Source organism: Streptomyces sp. NPDC088387 (assembly GCF_044753385.1).
Lineage (GTDB): Bacteria > Actinomycetota > Actinomycetes > Streptomycetales > Streptomycetaceae > Streptomyces.
On the sequence record NZ_JBIVNC010000003.1, the window covers coordinates 484,953 to 501,219 of the forward strand.

At 70.1% G+C, this 16,267-nt stretch carries 14 protein-coding genes; 10 read left to right on the forward strand and 4 right to left on the reverse strand.

The features are described from left to right. The first annotated feature begins 17 nt into the window (after window positions 1–17). From dnaK to ACIQAC_RS10405, 6 genes are all read left to right on the forward strand, one after another. Window positions 18–1,868: a molecular chaperone DnaK gene (gene dnaK / locus ACIQAC_RS10380; RefSeq protein ID WP_402188896.1), complete on the forward strand. Its 1,851-nt coding sequence runs from the start codon at window positions 18–20 to the stop codon at window positions 1,866–1,868. Next, on the forward strand, window positions 1,865–2,554 hold the full coding sequence (gene grpE, locus ACIQAC_RS10385; protein WP_402188897.1) for a nucleotide exchange factor GrpE: 690 nt from the start codon (window positions 1,865–1,867) through the stop codon (window positions 2,552–2,554). The genes dnaK and grpE overlap by 4 nt, the downstream gene beginning before the upstream one ends. 33 nt (window positions 2,555–2,587) lie before the next feature. Further along, entirely contained in the window at window positions 2,588–3,784 is a 1,197-nt protein-coding gene (gene dnaJ / locus ACIQAC_RS10390; RefSeq protein WP_402188899.1) for a molecular chaperone DnaJ, read from the forward strand. Window positions 3,785–3,789: 5 nt separating this feature from the next. Continuing rightward, complete coding sequence (locus ACIQAC_RS10395) at window positions 3,790–4,239, forward strand: heat shock protein transcriptional repressor HspR (protein ID WP_402188901.1); 450 nt, start codon at window positions 3,790–3,792, stop codon at window positions 4,237–4,239. A gap of 330 nt (window positions 4,240–4,569) precedes the next feature. Beyond that, complete coding sequence (locus ACIQAC_RS10400) at window positions 4,570–5,676, forward strand: substrate-binding domain-containing protein (protein WP_402188903.1); 1,107 nt, start codon at window positions 4,570–4,572, stop codon at window positions 5,674–5,676. A gap of 315 nt (window positions 5,677–5,991) precedes the next feature. Then, complete coding sequence (locus tag ACIQAC_RS10405) at window positions 5,992–7,023, forward strand: LuxR C-terminal-related transcriptional regulator (RefSeq protein ID WP_402188904.1); 1,032 nt, start codon at window positions 5,992–5,994, stop codon at window positions 7,021–7,023. Here the strand turns inward: ACIQAC_RS10405 and ACIQAC_RS10410 are convergent. Genes ACIQAC_RS10410 through ACIQAC_RS10420 form a run of 3 tightly spaced genes read right to left on the reverse strand, consistent with a single transcriptional unit; the run spans window position 6,986 to window position 9,869 of the window. Then, window positions 6,986–7,990, reverse strand: a complete 1,005-nt coding sequence (locus tag ACIQAC_RS10410) for a helix-turn-helix transcriptional regulator (protein ID WP_402188906.1) — start codon at window positions 7,988–7,990, stop codon at window positions 6,986–6,988. The two genes, ACIQAC_RS10405 and ACIQAC_RS10410, sit on opposite strands and share 38 nt — an antisense overlap. After that, window positions 7,983–9,008 carry a helix-turn-helix transcriptional regulator gene (locus tag ACIQAC_RS10415; RefSeq protein ID WP_402188908.1) on the reverse strand — a complete coding sequence of 342 codons (1,026 nt, stop codon included), beginning with the start codon at window positions 9,006–9,008 and terminating at the stop codon, window positions 7,983–7,985. Before ACIQAC_RS10415 ends, ACIQAC_RS10410 begins: the two co-directional genes overlap by 8 nt. Then, window positions 9,009–9,869 (reverse strand): helix-turn-helix transcriptional regulator, encoded by an 861-nt coding sequence (locus ACIQAC_RS10420; RefSeq protein WP_402188909.1) that lies wholly within the window; start codon window positions 9,867–9,869, stop codon window positions 9,009–9,011. Window positions 9,870–10,326: 457 nt separating this feature from the next. Here ACIQAC_RS10420 and ACIQAC_RS10425 point away from each other — a divergent pair, with 457 nt between their 5' ends. The 3 genes from ACIQAC_RS10425 (at window position 10,327) to ACIQAC_RS10435 (ending at window position 14,286) form a co-directional block, all read left to right on the forward strand. Beyond that, on the forward strand, window positions 10,327–10,665 hold the full coding sequence (locus ACIQAC_RS10425) for a hypothetical protein (protein ID WP_402188911.1): 339 nt from the start codon (window positions 10,327–10,329) through the stop codon (window positions 10,663–10,665). A gap of 352 nt (window positions 10,666–11,017) precedes the next feature. Further along, window positions 11,018–13,615 (forward strand): ATP-dependent chaperone ClpB, encoded by a 2,598-nt coding sequence (clpB, locus tag ACIQAC_RS10430; RefSeq protein ID WP_402189305.1) that lies wholly within the window; start codon window positions 11,018–11,020, stop codon window positions 13,613–13,615. Window positions 13,616–13,755: 140 nt separating this feature from the next. After that, a complete protein-coding gene (locus tag ACIQAC_RS10435) occupies window positions 13,756–14,286 on the forward strand; it encodes a YbjN domain-containing protein (protein WP_402188913.1) in 531 nt (176 codons plus the stop codon). 95 nt (window positions 14,287–14,381) lie between these two features. Here the strand turns inward: ACIQAC_RS10435 and ACIQAC_RS10440 are convergent, their stop codons facing one another. Then, a complete protein-coding gene (locus ACIQAC_RS10440; RefSeq protein ID WP_402188914.1) occupies window positions 14,382–15,584 on the reverse strand; it encodes a pyridoxal phosphate-dependent aminotransferase in 1,203 nt (400 codons plus the stop codon). A 138-nt stretch (window positions 15,585–15,722) separates the two neighbouring features. On the opposite strand from ACIQAC_RS10440, the gene ACIQAC_RS10445 reads away from it, so the two are divergent. Next, complete coding sequence (locus ACIQAC_RS10445) at window positions 15,723–15,992, forward strand: hypothetical protein (RefSeq protein ID WP_402188916.1); 270 nt, start codon at window positions 15,723–15,725, stop codon at window positions 15,990–15,992. Window positions 15,993–16,267 lie beyond the last annotated feature (275 nt).

Sequence of the window (16,267 nt, forward strand, 5' to 3'; positions counted from 1 at the left end):
AGCTGGAGGAATCAACCATGGCACGTGCGGTCGGCATCGACCTGGGCACGACTAACTCCGTCGTCAGCGTTCTTGAAGGCGGCGAGCCCACCGTCATCACCAACGCAGAGGGCGCCAGGACCACGCCGTCCGTCGTCGCCTTCGCCAAGAACGGCGAGGTGCTCGTCGGCGAGGTGGCCAAGCGGCAGGCCGTGACGAACGTCGACCGGACCATCCGGTCGGTCAAGCGTCACATGGGCACCGACTGGAAGATCGAGCTCGACGGGAAGCCCTTCAACCCGCAGCAGATCAGCGCCTTCGTGCTCCAGAAGCTGAAGCGCGACGCGGAGTCCTACCTCGGCGAGAAGGTCACGGACGCGGTCATCACCGTCCCGGCCTACTTCAACGACGCCGAGCGTCAGGCCACCAAGGAGGCCGGCGAGATCGCCGGTCTGAACGTCCTGCGGATCGTCAACGAGCCGACGGCCGCCGCCCTGGCGTACGGCCTCGACAAGGACGACCAGACCATCCTGGTCTTCGACCTCGGTGGCGGCACCTTCGACGTCTCGCTGCTGGAGATCGGCGACGGCGTCGTCGAGGTGAAGGCCACCAACGGTGACAACCACCTCGGTGGTGACGACTGGGACCAGCGCGTCGTCGACTACCTGGTGAAGCAGTTCTCCGCGGGCCACGGTGTGGACCTCGGCAAGGACAAGATGGCCCTCCAGCGTCTGCGCGAGGCCGCCGAGAAGGCCAAGATCGAGCTGTCCTCGTCCACCGAGACCTCGATCAACCTGCCCTACATCACGGCGTCCGCCGAGGGCCCGCTGCACCTGGACGAGAAGCTCACCCGGGCCCAGTTCCAGCAGCTGACGGCCGACCTGCTGGAGCGCTGCAAGACGCCGTTCCACAACGTCATCAAGGACGCCGGCATCAACCTCTCCGAGATCGACCACGTCGTTCTCGTCGGTGGTTCCACCCGGATGCCCGCCGTCGCCGAGCTCGTCCGCGAGCTGACCGGCGGCAAGGACGCCAACAAGGGCGTGAACCCGGACGAGGTCGTCGCCATCGGCGCCGCGCTCCAGGCCGGTGTCCTCAAGGGCGAGGTCAAGGACGTCCTGCTGCTCGACGTCACCCCGCTGTCCCTCGGTATCGAGACCAAGGGCGGCATCATGACCAAGCTGATCGAGCGCAACACCACGATCCCGACCAAGCGCTCCGAGATCTTCACCACGGCCGAGGACAACCAGCCGTCGGTGCAGATCCAGGTCTACCAGGGCGAGCGTGAGATCGCCGCGTACAACAAGAAGCTCGGGATGTTCGAGCTGACCGGTCTGCCGCCCGCCCCGCGCGGTGTCCCGCAGATCGAGGTCGCCTTCGACATCGACGCCAACGGCATCATGCACGTGACCGCGAAGGACCTCGGCACGGGCAAGGAGCAGAAGATGACCGTCACCGGCGGCTCCTCGCTGCCGAAGGACGAGGTCAACCGGATGCGCGAAGAGGCCGAGAAGTACGCGGAGGAGGACCACGCCCGCCGCGAGGCCGCCGAGTCCCGCAACCAGGGCGAGCAGCTCGTCTACCAGACGGAGAAGTTCCTCAAGGACAACGAGGACAAGGTCCCCGGCGAGATCAAGACCGAGGTCGAGGCCGCGGTCGGCGAGCTCAAGGAGACCCTCAAGGGCGAGGACAGCGCCGCGATCCGCACCGCGACGGAGAAGGTCGCCGCCGTCTCGCAGAAGCTCGGCCAGGCCATGTACGCCGACGCCCAGGCCACCCAGGCCGCGGGCGGTCCCGAGGACAGCGCCGCGCCCGGTGGTGCCAAGGCGGACGACGACGTCGTGGACGCCGAGATCGTGGACGACGAGCGCAAGGACGGTGCGGCGTGACCGAGGAGACCCCGGGCTTCGACGAGAAGCCCGACGTCCCCTCCGGCGCGACCCCTGACGACGCCGAGCCCCAGGCCGCCCCCGAAGAGCGGGCGGCCCCGGCCGGGGACGGGAACGAGACAGCGGGTCTGGTGGCCCAGCTGGACCAGGTGCGTACGGCGCTCGGTGAGCGCACGGCGGACCTCCAGCGCCTCCAGGCCGAGTACCAGAACTACCGCCGCCGGGTGGAGCGCGACCGGATCACGGTCAAGGAGATCGCCATCGCGAATCTGCTGACCGAGCTCCTGCCCGTGCTCGACGACATCGGGCGGGCCCGGGACCACGGCGAACTCGTGGGCGGCTTCAAGTCCGTCGCCGAGTCGCTGGAGACCGTGGCGGCCAAGATGGGCCTCCAGCAGTTCGGCAAGGACGGCGAGCCGTTCGACCCGACGATCCACGAGGCCCTGATGCACTCCTACGCGCCGGATGTCACCGAGACGACCTGCGTCGCGATCCTCCAGCCGGGGTATCGCTTCGGCGAACGCACCATCCGCCCCGCGCGGGTGGCGGTCGCCGAGCCGCAGCCGGGAGCGCAGCCGGCCAAGGCGGACGAGTCCGCCGACGCCGACGCGGCCGGGTCCGCGGGGACCGCCGGGCCCGCGGGGACCGCAGAGAACAAGGAGAGCGGTGGCCCGGACGAGGGCTGACGTTGCACGGACGAGAGAGGAGGGACGTCGGGGATGAGCACCAAGGACTTCATCGAGAAGGACTACTACAAGGTCCTCGGCGTCCCCAAGGACGCCACCGAGGCCGAGATCAAGAAGGCCTACCGCAAGCTCGCCCGCGAGTTCCACCCCGACGCCAACAAGGGCAACGCCAAGGCGGAGGAGCGGTTCAAGGAGATCTCCGAGGCGAACGACGTCCTCGGCGACCCCAAGAAGCGCAAGGAGTACGACGAGGCGCGGGCGCTGTTCGGCAACGGCGGGTTCCGCCCGGGGCCGGGCGGCGGCGGCAACTTCAACTTCGACCTGGGTGACCTCTTCGGAGGCGGCGCCCAGGGCGGCGGCGGAGCGGGTACCGCCGGCGGGGCCGGTGGCTTCGGCGGCGGCCTCGGTGACGTCTTCGGCGGGCTGTTCAACCGCGGCGGCGCCGGACCGGGTACGCGTACGCAGCCCCGGCGCGGCCAGGACATCGAGTCCGAGGTCACCCTCAGCTTCACGGAGGCGATCGAGGGCGCGACGGTCCCGCTGCGGATGTCCTCGCAGTCGCCCTGCAAGGCCTGCTCGGGCACCGGCGACGCCAACGGCACACCGCGCGTGTGCCCCACGTGCGTGGGCACCGGGCAGGTGGCACGCGGCTCGGGCGGCGGTTTCTCGCTGACCGACCCGTGCCCGGACTGCAAGGGCCGCGGCCTGATCGCGGAGAACCCGTGCGAGGTCTGCAAGGGCAGCGGACGGGCCAAGTCCTCGCGGACGATGCAGGTGCGCATCCCGGCGGGGGTCAACGACGGGCAGCGGATCCGGCTGCGCGGCAAGGGCGCCCCCGGCGAGCGCGGCGGCCCGGCGGGCGATCTGTACGTGGTGGTGCACGTCGACACGCACCCCGTGTTCGGCCGCAGGGACGACAACCTCACGGTGACCGTCCCCGTGACGTTCACGGAGGCGGCGCTCGGCGGCGAGGTCAGGGTCCCGACCCTGGGCGGACCGCCGGTCACCCTCAAACTGCCGCCGGGCACACCCAACGGCCGGACCATGCGGGCGCGCGGCAAGGGCGCGGTCCGCAAGGACGGCAGCCGCGGCGATCTGCTGGTCACCGTGGAAGTGAGTGTCCCGAAGGACCTTTCGGGGAAGGCTCGTGACGCGCTGGAGGCGTATCGCGAGGCTTCCGCGGGTGAGGATCCGCGGGCGGAGCTGTTCCAGGCCGCGAAGGGAGCTTGATCGGAATGGACGGTCGTCGACGCAACCCGTACGAACTGACCGAGGAGACCCCGGTCTACGTCATCTCGGTGGCGGCCCAGCTCTCCGGCCTGCACCCGCAGACGTTGCGCCAGTACGACCGGCTGGGCCTGGTCTCCCCGGACCGCACCGCCGGCCGGGGCCGCCGCTACTCGGCCCGCGACATCGAACTGCTCCGCCAGGTCCAGCAGTTGTCGCAGGACGAGGGCATCAACCTCGCCGGCATCAAGCGCATCATCGAGCTGGAGAACCAGGTCGCGGCGTTGCAGGCGAGAGCCGCCGAGTTGCAGGCCGCGCTCGACGGGGCCGCGGCGACGATGCGGCAGCGCGAGGCCGCGGTGCACGCGTCGTACCGCCGGGACCTCGTGCCGTACCAGGAGGTCCAGCAGACCAGCGCGCTGGTCGTGTGGCGTCCGAAGCGGCCGCAGTCGGACTGAACCCGGTTCGACTTCTTTGCGAACCGACACCGGTTCTTCGCGCACCGACACCGGCAGGGCCGGGGAGGCGATGTCCTCCCCGGCCCTTGCTCGTGTCACCGGAGCCGCCCGGCGCCTCGCCGGTCCCCATGAACTCCCGGAGAGTGGAGGGACGATGAAGGCCGTCCGTATAGGCTTCCGCTGCGTCTTCACGAGCTAAACGGAACGTGATGTTGCACTCTCGTTAAGTAGTATCGCTTGACGCCGACCGCGCCCGCCGCGTTGGCTTTTCAGTCACCTGGGTTGTGTTGTGTCACCCGCGTCCCGTCCGCAATGAAGTGAGACCCCGAAATGCGTCGTATCGCCATATCCGTGGCCACGTCCTCGCTGATCCTCTCGCTCGCCGGCTGCGGCGTCCTGGGGGCGACCGGGGACAGCGATGACGCCACCCCGACGAAGGGGAACGACATCACGGTCGGGCTGCTCCTGCCGGAGAAGGCCAACACCCGCTACGACAAGTTCGACCACCCCATCTTCGAGAAGAAGGTGGCCGCGCTCACCCGGAACCAGGGCACGGTCCAGTACGCCAACGCGGACGCCAGCGCCCCGACGCAGGAGACCCAGCTCCAGCAGATGATCGACGACAAGGTCGACGTCATCGTGCTGGACGCCGTGGACGCGCACGCCATCGCGGGCGGTGTGCAGAAGGCCAAGGACGCCGGAATCCCGGTCATCGCCTACGACCGGCTCGCCGAGGGCCCGATCGACGCGTACATCTCCTTCGACAACGAACTCGTCGGCGAGGTCCAGGGCCGTTCGCTGCTGGAGGCGATCGGCAGCGGCGCCGACAGCTCCGACAAGATCGTCATGATGAACGGCTCGCCGACCGACCCCAACGCCAAGCAGTTCAAGCAGGGCGCGCTGGAGGAGCTGGAGGGCCAGGTCACCGTCGCCCGGTCCTACGACACCAAGGACTGGAAGCCGGAGAACGCCGAGGCCAACATGGCCGAGGCGATCAAGGAGATCGGCGCGGACAACATCGCCGCCGTCTACTCCGCCAACGACGGTATGGCCGGCGGCATCATCAAGGCCCTGGAGGACGCGGGCGTCACCGACCTGCCGCCGATCACCGGCCAGGACGCCGAACTGCCCGCCGTACAGCGGATCATCTCCGGCGAGCAGTACATGAGCGTGTACAAGTCCTACCCGCAGGAGGCCGAGGCGGCCGCCGAGATGGCGGTGGCCCGCGTCCAGGGCAGGGACATCCAGTTCGACGCGCTGACCCGCGACCGGGTCGACAGCCCCACGGCCAAGGACATTCCGTCCCAGCTCGTCCCGGTGATCGCGCTGACGCAGGAGAACATCGAGGACACCGTGATCGCCGACGACATCTTCAAGGCGTCGGACATCTGCACGGCCAAGTACAAGGACGACTGCGCGGCGCTGGGCCTCAACTAGCCGCCGCCGTGCCCCCGTAGTCCTTGCGTGTGGGGCCGGCGCGCGCCGGCCCCGGCACTCCTTCCGTGCCCCGTACCACCGTCATCCTGCTGCACAGGAACGTACGGAGGAGGGGAAAAACCCCCGCAGAACGGCGGATTCCAGCGGCCCTTCACCGAGGAGCCGTGTTGCGGAGCAGGTCCCGGCCGCGCATAGTTGCGGAGCCGGGGGGTCTCGTCGGTGCCGGCATCCCGTGCCCGCCCGGGGCCCGTCGGCGGACCGGGCCGAGGCCCGTCGACGGACACGGAGAGGCTGGAACCGGGGGTGGAATGGGCCATGGCCGGGCACGGAAGGGAGCATCCCCACGGTGCCGACCGACTGTGCGAAGCCGGGGATCGGGTGTACTCCCGGGCCGTACGGCGCGGCCGGGTGCCGCGTCAGGACGCCGAGCCGGTTCCCTGCCTGCTCGAACTCGCCCTGCTCCACCCCGACCCGGACGACATGGACTGGCTGGTGCCCACGGCACCCCAGGAGGTCATGACCCGGCTGCTGCGCGGGGTCTACGACGAGGTCAGCACCAGCCAGCGCCGGGTGGGCGCGGCCGTGGCGGCCGTCGAGTGGTACTCCGGGCTTGGCGGTCCGGCGCCGGCCTCACCGCCCGGTGAGGGCACCGCGATCCGGGTCCTGGACGGCCCCTCCCGTATCCAGGCCGCCCTCGACGAGGCGACCGAGGCGTGCCGCACGGAGGTGCTGACGGTCCAGCCGGGCGGCATCCGGCGCGAGCACGAGCTCTCCGAGGGGCTGCACCGGGCGCTGGCGCTGCGCGGGCGCGGGGTGCGGATGCGGGACCTGTACAACCACGTGGCCCGGCACGGCCAGGGCCTGCTGAACTACCTGGAGCTGATGGGCGACGCCGTCGAGGCGCGCACGCTGGACGAGGTCATCGACCGGCTGATCCTCTTCGACCGCACGGTGGCGTTCATCCCGGCGAACGCCGACCGCACGGTGGCCCTGGAACTGCGCCACCCCGGCCTGGTCGAGTACCTCGTCACGGTCTTCGAGCGCCTGTGGCGCCTGGCGATCCCGCTCACCGCGCCGCTCCCGGACACCGGCATCGAGGGCATCTCGCACCGCGAGCAGTCCATCGCCGCGCTGCTCGCGGAGGGCCACCAGGACGCGGTCATCGCCGAACGGCTCGGCATCAGCGTGCGCACCTGCCGTGCCCACATCGCCCGGCTCTCCGAGACCCTGGGCGCCGCGAGCCGCACCCAACTGGGCGTCCGCATAGCCCAGGTGGGCCTGGACGGCCCGACCGCCGCCCCCGCCTCCCTCACCCTTCCCGGTCAAGAATCCCCGACCGGCCGATGAGATAGCCGAGCTGCGCCCGGCTCTCGCTGCCGAGGGTGGCGGCGAGCTTGGCGATGTGGACGCGGGCGGTACGGATGTTCATGCCGAGCCGGTCGGCTATGACGGCGTCGGTGTGGCCTTCGACGAGCAGCGCGGCTATGGCGTGCTGGCGGGCGGTGACGCCGTTCAGGGAGGGCTGCTGGACGGCCCGGGGGTGCATGGGGGTGGCGAGGCGCCACAGGCGGTCGAAGGCCGTCGCGAAGTACTCGACGATCGCGGGCACCCGGATCTCGAGGGCGAGGGTGCGCTCCTCGTTGGCCGGCACGTAGGCGACCCGGCGGTCGATCACGATGAGCCGCTCGGTCACCTCGTCGAGGGTGCGGGCCTCCACGTCGCCGTCGAGCTGCTCGTAGCGGGCGACGACCGCGGGGTGGTGCCGCAGGGTGTGCTGGTACAGCGTGCGGATACGGGCGCCGCGGTCCAGCAGGGCCTGGTCGCGGACCAGCGCCTCCAGTATCGGCTCGACGGGTTTGCCGATGTAGCTGGTGTGCGGCTGTACGCAGAGCAGCTCGCGGGAGGCGTCGGCCATCACCTCGTTGAGGACCTCGTTGATGCGCGGCATGCTGCTGAGGATCCTGAGCGAGGGGTCGTCCGGCGCCGCGGTGTACGGGCCGCGGGCGCGCAGCAGCGGTTCGAAGGCGCGTGCCAGCCGCTCCTCGCGCCGCCGTTCGTCCGCGATCCGCTGGGCGGACGCGCGTAGCAGCTGCTGGAGGGCCAGCGTCGGCGCCACCGGCTCCAGGCGGCTCAGGTCGTCGACGGCCGGGTACAGCAGGCCGAAGTCGACGAGACAGGGGGCGGCTGCCGCCTCGGCCTCGGTGACGGAGACGTGGCCCTCGGTCAGTGCGCGGCGGTACAGCGCCGTACCGGCGGCGCACAGGTCCTCGACGCCGTGCTCGGGGTGCTCGGGGTGCTCGCCGGGGTCACTCATGCGCTCCCTCCCGCTCCAGGACGCCCGATCGCGCGATGAGATAGCCGAGTTGGGCGCGGCTCTCGCTGCCGAGGGTGGCGGCGAGCTTGGCGATGTGGACGCGGGCGGTACGGATGTTCATGCCGAGCCGGTCGGCTATGACGGCGTCGGTGTGGCCCTCGACGAGAAGGCCCGCGATGGCGTGCTGGCGGGGCGTGACGCCGTTCAGGGAGGGCTGCTGGACGGCCCGGGGGTGCATGGGGGTGGCGAGGCGCCACAGGCGGTCGAAGGCCGTCGCGAGATGGGTCACGACGGCCGGCACCCGTACCTCCATGGCGACGCTGCCGTCCTCGCCGCCGCCGGGCACGAACGCGACGGTGCGGTCCACGACGATCAGCCGGTCCGGCAGTTCGTCGAGGGTGCGGGCCTCGGCGTCGCCCCGCAGCTCGTCGTAGCGGGCGAGGATCAGCGGGATCTGCCGCATCGTCGCCTGGTAGAGCGTGCGGATGCGGCCGCCGCGGTCGAGCAGCGCCTGGTCGCGTTCCATCGCGACGACCTGGGCGCGCTCACCGCGCGGGCCCGAGTAGTGGGTGTTGGGCTGCACACAGAGCACTTCGCGGCGGGCGTCCGACATGACGTCGGTGATGGCCCGGTTGATCGGCTCGGTGCCGCGCAGGACGGTGATCGCGGACGGCTCCGTGTACGCGCGTCCGGCGCCGTCGATCCCCACGAGCGGTTCGAACGCCTCGGCGAGCCGCTCCTGCATCCCGAACTCGGCGGCGGTCCGCTCCGCCGAGGCCCGCAGCAGGCGCGGCAGAGCCACGGTGGGCGCCACGGGTGCCAGGCGGCCCGGGTCGCCCTCAACGGGCCGCAGCAGGCCGTGTGCGGCGACGCAGGGGGTGTCCCCGGCCTCCTCCGCGGCCAGGCCTCCGTCGCGCAGCGCCCGCTCGTACAACTTCTCCCCGGCCTCGCACAGGCCGGCGGCGCACGGTGCCTCGCCGCCGCCGGCGGTCGGGTCCTGGTCGGTCCGGACGTTCATTCAGCGGTCCTGGTCCTTCTCCAGAAGCCCGGACTGGGCGATCAGGTAACCGAGCTGGGCGCGGCTGCCGCTGCCCAGGGCGGTGGCCAGCTTCGCGATGTGGGCACGGCAGGTGCGTACGTTCATCCCGAGCCGGCGCGCGATCGCCTCGTCGACGTGACCCTCGATGAGGAGTTTGGCGATGGAGTGCTGGATGTCGGTGATGCCGTCGGGGGCGGTCTCGTAGGGGGTCCCGGCGCGCAGCGGGACGGCGCGGTTCCACATGAACTCGAAGACCTTGACGAGGTAGTGGACCAGGCCGGGGTGGCGCAGCTCCAGGGCGACCTGCCGGTCCTCGCGGATGGGGATGAAGGCCACGCTCTCGTCGCAGATGATGAGGCGCTCGACGAGTTCGTCGATGGTGCGGTACTCGACCTTCCCGTTGGCGAACTGGTCCACGTAGGCGAGTCGTTCGGGGTTGTACCGTGCCGTGTGCTGGTAGAGGGTGCGGATTTTCACCCCGCGCTCGATCAGTGGCTTGTCGCGTTCCAGTGCCTCCAGGAGCCGGTTCTCGGCGCTACGGGCGCTGCCGCTCGGCTGGACGGTCAGCATCTCCGTCTGGCACTGGGCCGTGGCGAGGTCGAGAGCCGCATTGATGCGGTCCAGACCCTCCAGCACGGAGATGGAGTGGGCCGGGGCCGTGTCCTGGATGGCCAGGCCCATGAATGGCTCGAAGAGTTCGGACAGCACGATCGACTGCCGTCGCTGCTGGGTGATCTCGCGTTCGATGGGGTTGAGCCGCTGGGCCAGGGCGATCGCCGGGGGCACGGGACGCAGCCAGGAGGGATCGTCGGGATCGGGATGAAGTAGGGCAAACTCCATCAGGCAGGGAGCAGACTCAATATCCGCCCGCAGAATGCGACCTGTCCGCAGGGCGTTCGCATATAGGCGACTTCCGTCCTCACAAAGTTCGGTCACCGCATGGGGATGCGTCGCCTTAGTCCCATTTGATCCCAAATCTCCACCCCCCAGGGTCCTGAACGTGCAGGAACATGATGCACCGATTGTGTGGCCATGACGTGCCTGAATGAGCCATCGTCTTATCCGACGGGGGAAGAGGGGACCTTCAAGTGAGGACGAAGCCGACTATGCGTAAGAGAATGCTTCGCTCGGTGCTTGTTGCCGCCTTCTCCGCCGTCGTGGCCTTTGGCGCTCTGGCTGGCCTCTCCGGTGAGAAGAGCGACACGCGCAGTGCGGTGGGGGCCGAGGCTGTGAGCGTAGCCACAGTCGGCGACCAAGCAGCCAACTCTGCCGCAGACAGTAAGTGGGACTGATCGGCATGACCACTCCACCGGACGATCGCTCCTTCCGACGCGAAATGGCCACGGCCTACCGATCAGGATGGCACTTCATCGATCTGGTCACCGCTCTCCCCCACAGTGGTGACTCGTTGATGGTGACCGTCTTCGGGGAGCCGGTGGTCGTGACCCGGGACGAGGACGGGGACGTGCGGGCATTCAGGTGCCTGCGCCGGCCCCGCGGTGCACCGCAGCCCGTGCGGTGTGCCATCAGGTACGGAATGATCTTTGTCAATCTGGACCAGCGAGACCATCAACTGGCGCAGCCGGCGGCCCCCACCGCCCCGCGCCAGATCTCAGCCACCCCCCGCAGTGCCTGACGCGATTCCCCCGTCGTAACAGATCGCTCAGGTGCTTCCCCCCGCAGCGGCGTCACCGTGACCTGAACACGGTGACGCCGCTGCAGTTTTTGGGCAGAAAATCCGGGTATCTCCCGATCTCACAGTGGCCGAAAAGGCCGCCCCGCGTCCCTCATCGGCCCGTCATTGGACTGCCGTCCCGAGACGCGCCGCTTCCCCTCCCGTACCAGGTTCCGTGGCGACCGGCGCCGCCCTGCCCGGAACCCTCCCGGCCTCCCCTTGAGTGGAATAGACTCAACTTTATGTACGTTGGCCGAGTCAGCGCAGTGTGGGCGCTGAGTGGTACGACGACGTCGAGGAGGAGACTGCGAACGTGGACGCCGAGCTGACCAACCGGAGCCGGGACGCGATCAAGGCGGCCGGTAACCGTGCCGTGACCGAGGGCCACGCGGACCTCACCCCCGCGCATCTGCTGCTGGCTCTGCTCCAGGGGCAGGACAACGAGAACATCACCGACCTGCTGGCCGGCGTCGATGCCGATCAGGCGGCCGTGCGGGCCGGTGCCGAGAAGGCGGTCGGCACGCTGCCCAGCGTGACCGGGTCCACCGTCGCACCGCCGCAGCCGAACCGCGAGCTGCTCGCGGCGCTCGCCGACGCCCAGTCCCGCGCCCAGGAACTCGGGGACGAGTACCTCTCCACCGAGCACCTGCTGATCGGCATCGCCGCCAAGGGCGGCCAGGCCGGCGAGGTGCTCACCCAGCAGGGCGCCACCCCGAAGAAGCTGCTGGACGCCTTCCAGAAGGCGCGCGGCGGACGCCGGGTCACCAGCGCCGACCCCGAGGGGCAGTACAAGGCCCTGGAGAAGTTCGGCACCGACTTCACGGCCGCCGCCCGCGAGGGCAAGCTCGACCCGGTCATCGGGCGGGACCAGGAGATCCGCCGGGTCGTGCAGGTGCTGAGCCGGCGGACCAAGAACAACCCCGTGCTGATCGGCGAGCCCGGCGTCGGCAAGACCGCCGTCGTCGAGGGGCTCGCCCAGCGGATCGTCAAGGGGGACGTGCCCGAGTCGCTCAAGGACAAGCGGCTCGTCGCGCTCGACCTCGGCGCGATGGTGGCCGGCGCCAAGTACCGCGGTGAGTTCGAGGAGCGGCTGAAGACCGTACTCGCGGAGATCAAGGCGTCCGACGGCCGGATCATCACGTTCATCGACGAACTGCACACCGTCGTCGGCGCGGGCGCGGGCGGCGACTCCGCCATGGACGCCGGCAACATGCTCAAGCCGATGCTCGCCCGCGGTGAGCTGCGGATGGTCGGCGCGACGACCCTCGACGAGTACCGGGAGCGGATCGAGAAGGACCCGGCCCTTGAGCGCCGCTTCCAGCAGGTGCTGGTCGCCGAGCCGTCCGTCGAGGACTCCATCGCGATCCTGCGCGGCCTGAAGGGGCGCTACGAGGCCCACCACAAGGTCCAGATCGCCGACAGCGCGCTCGTCGCCGCCGCGACCCTCTCGGACCGTTACATCACGTCCCGCTTCCTTCCCGACAAGGCCATCGACCTGGTCGACGAGGCCGCCTCCCGGCTCCGGATGGAGATCGACTCGTCGCCCGTCGAGATCGACGAACTCCAGCGTTCCGTCGACCGGTTGAAGATGGAGGAGCTGGCGCTCAGCAAGGAGACCGACCAGGCCTCCAAGGAGCGGCTGGAGAAGCTGCGCCGCGACCTCGCCGACAAGGAGGAGGAGCTGCGCGGCCTCAACGCCCGCTGGGAGAAGGAGAAGCAGTCCCTGAACCGGGTCGGCGAGCTGAAGGAGAAGCTCGACGAACTGCGCGGCCAGGCCGAACGCGCCCAGCGCGACGGCGACTTCGACTCCGCCAGCAAGCTGCTGTACGGCGAGATCCCGGCCGTCGAGCGCGATCTGGAGGAGGCGTCCGAGGCCGAGGAGGAGGTCGCCAGGGACACCATGGTCAAGGAGGAGGTCGGCGCCGACGACATCGCCGACGTCGTCGCCTCCTGGACCGGCATCCCGGCCGGCCGGCTGCTGGAGGGCGAGACGCAGAAGCTGCTGCGGATGGAGGAGGAGCTGGGCAAGCGGCTGATCGGGCAGAGCGAGGCCGTACGCGCGGTCTCCGACGCCGTACGGCGCTCCCGCGCGGGTATCGCGGACCCGGACCGGCCCACCGGCTCGTTCCTCTTCCTGGGCCCCACCGGCGTCGGCAAGACCGAACTCGCCAAGGCGCTCGCGGACTTCCTCTTCGACGACGAGCGGGCCATGATCCGCATCGACATGTCGGAGTACGGCGAGAAGCACAGCGTCGCCCGGCTGGTCGGCGCCCCGCCCGGCTACGTGGGCTACGAGGAGGGCGGCCAGCTCACCGAGGCCGTGCGCAGACGTCCGTACAGCGTGGTGCTCCTCGACGAGGTGGAGAAGGCGCACCCGGAGGTCTTCGACATCCTGCTCCAGGTGCTGGACGACGGCCGGCTCACCGACGGACAGGGCCGCACGGTCGACTTCCGCAACACGATCCTGATCCTCACGTCCAACCTGGGCAGCCAGTATCTGGTCGAGCCGCTGACCAGCGAGGAGGAGAAGAAGCAGCAGGTCCTGGAGGTGGTCAGGACGTCGTTCAAGCCGGAGTTCCTCAACCGTCTCGACGACCTGGTCGTCTTCTCGGCGCTCAACAAGGACGAGCTGACCCGGATCGCCCACCTCCAGATCGGCCGGCTCGCCAAGCGCCTCGCCGAGCGCCGGCTCACCCTGGACGTCACCCCCGCGGCCCTCACCTGGCTCGCCGACGAGGGCAACGACCCGGCGTACGGCGCCCGCCCCCTGCGCCGCCTCGTCCAGACCGCCATCGGCGACCGCCTCGCCAAGGAGATCCTCGCGGGCGAGGTCAAGGACGGCGACACGGTCCGGGTGGACGCCTTCGGAGACGGCCTGATCGTGGGCCCGGCCACGGGGAAGACGCTCTGAGTGAGTGAGAAGAGACACGGGCGGGCCACCGCCCGTGTCGCGTCCCACTCCACCGGGCGCGAGCCCGGACCCCGCCGGGGTTGCCACGCCCCTCCCCGCATGGGAGAGGATGGCGGAATCCGTACGAAGGGAAATTCACGGTGACCATCGACCCGTCCTCGATTCCGAACTTCGGGGGCCAGCCGCAGGGGCAGCCCCAGGGCCCGACCGGCCCCGTAGTCCCGGATCAGGACCTCGTGAAGCAGCTCCTCGACCAGATGGAGCTGAAGTACGTCGTCGACGAGGAGGGAGACCTCGCGGCGCCGTGGGAGCAGTTCCGTACGTACTTCATGTTCCGTGGCGAGGGTGACCAGCAGGTCTTCTCGGTGCGGACGTTCTACGACCGCCCGCACCAGATCGACGAGAAGCCCCAGCTGCTGGAGTCGATCGACGACTGGAACCGGCGCACGCTGTGGCCCAAGGTGTACAGCCACACCCACGACGACGGCACCGTCCGCCTCATCGGCGAGGCGCAGATGCTGATCGGCCCCGGGGTCAACCTGGAGTTCTTCGTCTCGTCGACGGTCAGCTGGGTGCGCGCGGCGATCGAGTTCGACCGCTGGCTCGTCGAGCAGCTCGGTCTGGAGCAGGAAGTCAACGAGGCGGACAAGCCCGACGACGACGCCGAGTAGCCGAGGCGCCACTCAGCCCCGACGTACGAGAGCCCGGCCGGGGCGGACCAGTACGGTCCCCCGGCCGGGCTCTCGCACGTCACGCGCGCGTACGGCTAACCCGCGAGCCCCTTGAGTCGCTGTACCGCCTCCTCCAGCACGCCCGTGCGTTTGCAGAACGCGAAGCGGACGAAGGGGGCGCCGGCGTCGCGGTGGTCGTAGAAGACGGCGTTCGGGATGGCCACCACGCCCGCGCGCTCCGGCAGGGCGCGGCAGAAGGCGAAGCCGTCGCTCTCGCCGAGGGGGCGGATGTCCGTGGTGATGAAGTACGTGCCGGCCGGCCGGAACACCGTGAAGCCCGCGTCGCCCAGCCCCGCGGCCAGCAGATCCCGCTTGGCCAGCATGTCCGCGCGGAACCCGGTGAAGTAGGAGTCCGGGAGGGCCAGCGCCTCCGCGACCGCGTACTGGAACGGGCCCGCCGACACGTACGTCAGGAACTGCTTCGCCGTACGCACCGCCGTGACCAGCTCCGGCGCCGCCGTCACCCAGCCGACCTTCCAGCCGGTGAACGAGAACGTCTTGCCCGCCGAGCCGATGGTCACCGTCCGCCCCCGCATCCCGGGGAACGTGGCGAGCGGCAGATGTTCGGCGCCGTCGAACACCAGATGCTCGTAGACCTCGTCCGTCACCACCAGCAGGTCCCGCTCCACCGCCAGCTCGGCGACGGCCGCCAGCTCCTCGCGGGTGAGGACCGTGCCGGTCGGGTTGTGCGGGGTGTTGACGAGCAGCAGCCGGGTGCGGTCGGTGACCGCGTCCCGCAGCTCGTCGAGGTCCAGCCGGAAGCGGTTCCCCTCCGGCGTCTCGTGCGGCCGCAGCGTCACCGGCACCCGGCGCGCGCCCGCCATCGCGATACAGGCCGCGTAGGAGTCGTAGTACGGCTCAAGGGCGATCACCTCGTCGCCGGGCTCCAGCAGCGCCAGCATCGACGCCGCGATCGCCTCCGTGGCGCCCGCCGTCACCAGGACCTCGGTGTCGGGGTCGTACGACAGCCCGTAGCGGCGCTGCTGGTGCTCGGCGATCGCCGTGCGCAGCTCGGGGACGCCCGGACCGGGCGGGTACTGGTTTCCGCGGCCGTCCCGCAGCGCCCGTACGGCCGCCTCCCGGATCTCCTCGGGCCCGTCAGTGTCCGGGAAACCCTGGCCCAGGTTGATCGCGCCGGTCCGCACGGCGAGCGCGGACATCTCGGCGAAGATCGTGGTCCCGAACTCGGTGAGACGGCTGTTGAGGACGGTGCGCGCGGGTGACGTCATGCCGGTCATCCTGCGCCCAAGCTCTGGAGTTCCTCAACTCTGCTTTGGGCCGTGGAACGGCAGGGCATCCCCTGGTCACGCAGCGAGCGAGGTGCCCACGGGGGGCCGCTTCGGGGGAGCTGCGCGGAACCTAAGGAGGGTGACGTCATGGCCATGGCTCTCGGCATCACCGTACTGATCATTTTTGGCGGGGTGCTCCTGATGGCCCTCGTGGGGGCAAGCCGCCGGACGCGGCCCCACCGGTCCCACAGCAGCGACCACAACAACGGCAGCGGAAGCAGCGACAGCAGCAACAGCTGGTGGGGCGGCGGCGGTGACTCGTCCGGCGACTCCGGCGGCGGTCACTCCTGCGGTGGCGGTTCGTCGTCGTCCTCGTGCGGGGGCGGAGGCGGCGGTGGATGCGGTGGAGGCAGCTGACACGGGGCAGCTGAGCTTCTGAAGGGGGAACCGCATCCTTCGCCGAGCGCCCGCCGGGAACCACTTCCGGCGGGCGCTCGGGCATGTCCGGGGCGGGGGGCATCCGAACACGCGGACAGCAACCCGGCGTACGCCTCCGCGACACGGCGTGCGCCGTAGTTGAACAGTTGAGCTGTAGAGCCCTCTGAGGGATGGAAACCCCACGAAGTTGGGTAAAAACGCTGTGGGGCCACCGCAGTTCATGATTCCCTCTAAATCACCAACGCAGCCCCTCG